The organism is Paraclostridium sp. AKS73 (assembly GCF_025671395.1).
In the GTDB taxonomy this organism is placed as follows: Bacteria; Bacillota; Clostridia; order Peptostreptococcales; family Peptostreptococcaceae; genus Paraclostridium; species Paraclostridium benzoelyticum.
Genome location: NZ_JAIXHU010000074.1, coordinates 1 through 3,665 on the forward strand (window position 1 = coordinate 1; position 3,665 = coordinate 3,665).

At 28.3% G+C, this 3,665-nt stretch carries 4 protein-coding genes and 1 rRNA gene; 2 read left to right on the plus strand and 3 right to left on the minus strand.

Annotated elements, in window-relative coordinates; genetic code table 11:
* Positions 1-102: ribosomal RNA gene (gene rrf / locus LEQ07_RS19455) — 5S ribosomal RNA — on the plus strand; the annotation flags it as partial.
* Between the two features lie 267 nt (positions 103-369).
* Here the strand turns inward: rrf and LEQ07_RS19460 are convergent.
* Complete coding sequence (locus LEQ07_RS19460; RefSeq protein ID WP_263331905.1) at positions 370-1,473, minus strand: DEAD/DEAH box helicase; 1,104 nt, start codon at positions 1,471-1,473, stop codon at positions 370-372.
* 284 nt (positions 1,474-1,757) lie between these two features.
* Here LEQ07_RS19460 and LEQ07_RS19465 point away from each other — a divergent pair, with 284 nt between their 5' ends.
* Entirely contained in the window at positions 1,758-2,264 is a 507-nt protein-coding gene (locus LEQ07_RS19465; protein ID WP_263331907.1) for a PTS transporter subunit EIIC, read from the plus strand.
* Positions 2,265-2,295: 31 nt separating this feature from the next.
* Here the strand turns inward: LEQ07_RS19465 and ytaF are convergent, their stop codons facing one another.
* Positions 2,296-2,919, minus strand: coding sequence for a sporulation membrane protein YtaF (ytaF, locus tag LEQ07_RS19470; RefSeq protein WP_263331909.1), 624 nt, complete (start codon positions 2,917-2,919; stop codon positions 2,296-2,298).
* Positions 2,920-3,020: 101 nt separating this feature from the next.
* A complete protein-coding gene (locus LEQ07_RS19475; RefSeq protein WP_046822202.1) occupies positions 3,021-3,341 on the minus strand; it encodes a DUF1540 domain-containing protein in 321 nt (106 codons plus the stop codon).
* Positions 3,342-3,665: the final 324 nt, after the last annotated feature.

Below are 3,665 nucleotides of genomic sequence, written 5' to 3' on the forward strand. Positions count from 1 at the left end.
AAAGAGGATACACCTGTTCCCATTCCGAACACAGAAGTTAAGCTCTTTAGCGCCGATGGTACTTGGTGGGAAGCTGCCTGGGAGAGTAGGACGTAGCCGTGTAATCTTTTTTATTTTACGTGAATTTGTGGTGGTTAAGGTTTAGTTTGCACTTGGGTCATAAAGCTGAGAAGATGCTTTGAATGACCTCGGCGTTGTAAACTAAACCTTAACCACTTTTTTGATATGTAAAATAAAGAAGAATTACGCTTGTACGGTATGAGATAAAGGATAAGAAAAGATGATTTAAATGACCACTTCGCTGCAAACTAAATATCAACCATTTTTTGTTGTGTAAAATAAAAAAGAAGTGCTTTTGCACTTCTTTTTTTATACTTCTCTTCTTGGAATTTCCATTTCGATAGCTTCTTCTATTTCTTTTAGTGTGTTGTGATCTTTAGGGTCAACGAACATACAAGTGTAACCTTCTTCACCAGCTCTTCCGGTTCTTCCTATTCTGTGAATGTAAGTTTCAGCATTTTCAGGAATATCATAGTTATATACATGAGATACACCACTTATATCTAATCCTCTTGAGGCAACATCTGTTGCTATTAGGTATTGTATGTCTGCATTTCTAAATGATTTCATTATTCGTTCTCTATGAGATTGTTTTATATCACTATGAAGTTTAGCACAGTTGTATTTTCTTCTGTGTAAGACCTCTTCAAGCTTATCAACTCTAGCCTTAGTTCTACAGAAAATTATTCCCATGAATGGATTATCTGAATCAAGTACAGAACATAGAGCATCTTGCTTTCCTCTATCTGTAGTTTCAACTACATTTTGCTTTATATTAGTAAGCGTTATCTCTTCCTTTTGAACACTAACTACAGCAGGATTATTCATATATTTATATGCTAATTTCTTAACAGCAGAATCCATTGTTGCAGAGAAGCAAAGCATTTGACGTTTTTTAGGAGTTTGTCTAAGTATTGTTTCAACTTCAATTCTAAATCCCATAAATAGCATTTGATCTGCTTCATCTAAAACTATTACTTTTAATTTGCTAAGGTCAATAGTTTCTCTCTCTATATGGTCTAACAATCTACCAGGAGTAGCTATAACTAAGTGAATATTCTTTTTTAATTTTTTTAATTGTGCACCTATATCTTTTCCACCATACATTGCTAATAAATTTATATCCGTATTCTCACAAAGTTTTTCTGCTTCTTTTGTTATTTGTATAGCAAGTTCTCTAGTTGGAGAAACAATTAAAGCTTGGACATGTCCAAGTTCAGGTGAAATATTTTCTAATATAGGTAGTAAAAATGCTAAAGTTTTACCAGTACCTGTTTGAGCTTCAGCGATTACATCGTTACCAGATTTTATAAGTCCAATACTTTCCTCTTGAATAGGAGTAGGATTAGTTATTCCCATTATTTTTAATTTTTCTATCGTATTATCATTAATTCCTAATTCTTTAAAATTCATATTATTTACCTCTCAAAATATTGCTAATTTAATTTAAGACAACCTATTAATAATATCATAATAAGGTTATTAATTCTAACTATATTATAAATTATGGTCATAATTTTATGAATATATATACAAAAGTTTATTAATTTGATTAAAAGTGCAAATAAAAAAGTACTAAAATTAAGAACTTTTTTAATAAAATGTTTTTTATTTGAAAACTTTTTTCTAAACCCTTGAAAGATATTTAAAAAAAACTAAAAAAAAATATTAATATTACTTTAATACAAAATTAATCAATGTTACTTATGATGCATTCAAATAACAATAAAACCTCAGAGAAGAATGTATTAGGTGGAGCAGGAAATACATTGGGGTTAGCTATTTTAATGGCTAAAAGTAAATCTACACACTTAAAATCATTAGGGAGACTATCTGTTATACCTGGTATATGTGGAATAAACGAGCCTATAATATTTGGAGGACCTATAGTATTTAATCCTATACTTGCTATACCATTTATAATAACTCCGATTATATCAGTATCACTTACTTATTTTGCACAAAAGATAGGATTTATAACTTGTGGGTATATAGTAGATCCATCATTTACACCATTCTTTGCACAGGCATACTTATCGTCTATGGATATTAGAAATGTTATATTTGTATGTGCATTAGTATTAATAAGTATAGTGATATATTATCCGTTCTTTAAAGTATATGAAGGAAATATGATAAAGAAAGAATTAGAAGAAGTTAATGAAGATGAAGATTTTAGTTTTGATGAAATAGATTTTGCATAAAAATAAAAAGAGAAGCACTATGCTTCTCTTTTTATATAAAACGAATGAATGCTAAAACAATAAGCATTAATCCAGAAAGCCAAGAAAGATTTAAATCTACTTTCTCTATGAATTTTTTACCTATACGAACTCCTATAAAAAGGCAGCAAGTTCCTATAATAAAAGATAGTATAACAACTTGTAAATGATTTATTGATACCAAACTACTACCGAATCCAACAGCTAAACTATCTAATGAAAGAGCAACAGCTAAATATACAGCTTCTTTAAGTGTAAGTGTTTTGGATTTGTCATAATCAGCCTTAGTTTCATTGGCGTAAATTTCTAAAACAAATTTAAAGTCAAATGCTTTAAAAGTCAAAGGTGCGCCTGAACTAGAAAATTTTCTAACATAGGTTTTAAAAAAAGATTCAAATAGTCTAAAAAAGCCAAGTGATAACAATAATGCGAAACTTAAAACACTTGCGGTACTTGGAGATAAAAAATCTTTTAAAAATCCACCTAGAGCTAAAGCTATACCAAGAAATAAGGAACAAACTAAATTTATTACTAAATTAGAATAAAAAGGGATTTTTATTCTATCGGTCCCATAAGCTATACTAGCTACAAAAGTATCTATACATAAAGAAGAAACTAAAATTAACGACTCTATCAACTGAATTCACCCCTAATATATAAAATGATTAATAATATATTATTAAACTAGGGACAAATTAGTGCACAAATATTAAAGGCACCTTTTATAGGTGCCTTTAATTAATATTCATAATTACTATTAAAATATCTTTTTATAAATGTTTCGCAAGTATTATTTAAAGAGTTGATTTGAACATCTGAAGACTTACAAGCACCATTAAAGTTGTATGTACAGTTAGAAGCACTACAAATTATATTTTTAGAAGAAGTTTCAATGTCACATACGGAACTTGTCATTTTAGCAGAATTATCCGCTTCAACAAATGTTTTACAGTAAGTCTCAGGTGTAATGTCAGCATCGAATCCTTCTATATGAATTACAGACGCAGAGCATACTCCGCTATTATTAAAAGTGCAGTTTGTAGATAAACACTTAATCAAAAAAACACCTCCCACTACAATATAAATATATTATTGAGTCAAGCTGGAAAAATATACTGAAAATTTAAATAGAAATTAAAAAATATATTGCAATAATTCTTAAATGATTTAGAATAGTAAGTCCTAAGATAAATAGATTAAACATTTAGTAGATATTTTGATTAAACTAACTCATTTGTAGTTAGTTTTTTTTTTATTGATTTTAGAAAATACACTAGAAAAATATAAAAATTTATGATATTATTTTACTTTAAATTGGGTTATAGTTATATATGAAATGGATACGTGAAAATTTAAGACTATAATCTATTTATATTATTTTTA

What these genes read in the sequence shown, in the direction of transcription:
- LEQ07_RS19460 (WP_263331905.1), bottom strand. Translation starts at nt 1,473, where the DNA reads ATGAATTTTAAAGAATTAGGAATTAATGATAATACGATAGAAAAATTA.
- LEQ07_RS19465 (WP_263331907.1), top strand. Translation starts at nt 1,758, where the DNA reads ATGTTACTTATGATGCATTCAAATAACAATAAAACCTCAGAGAAGAAT.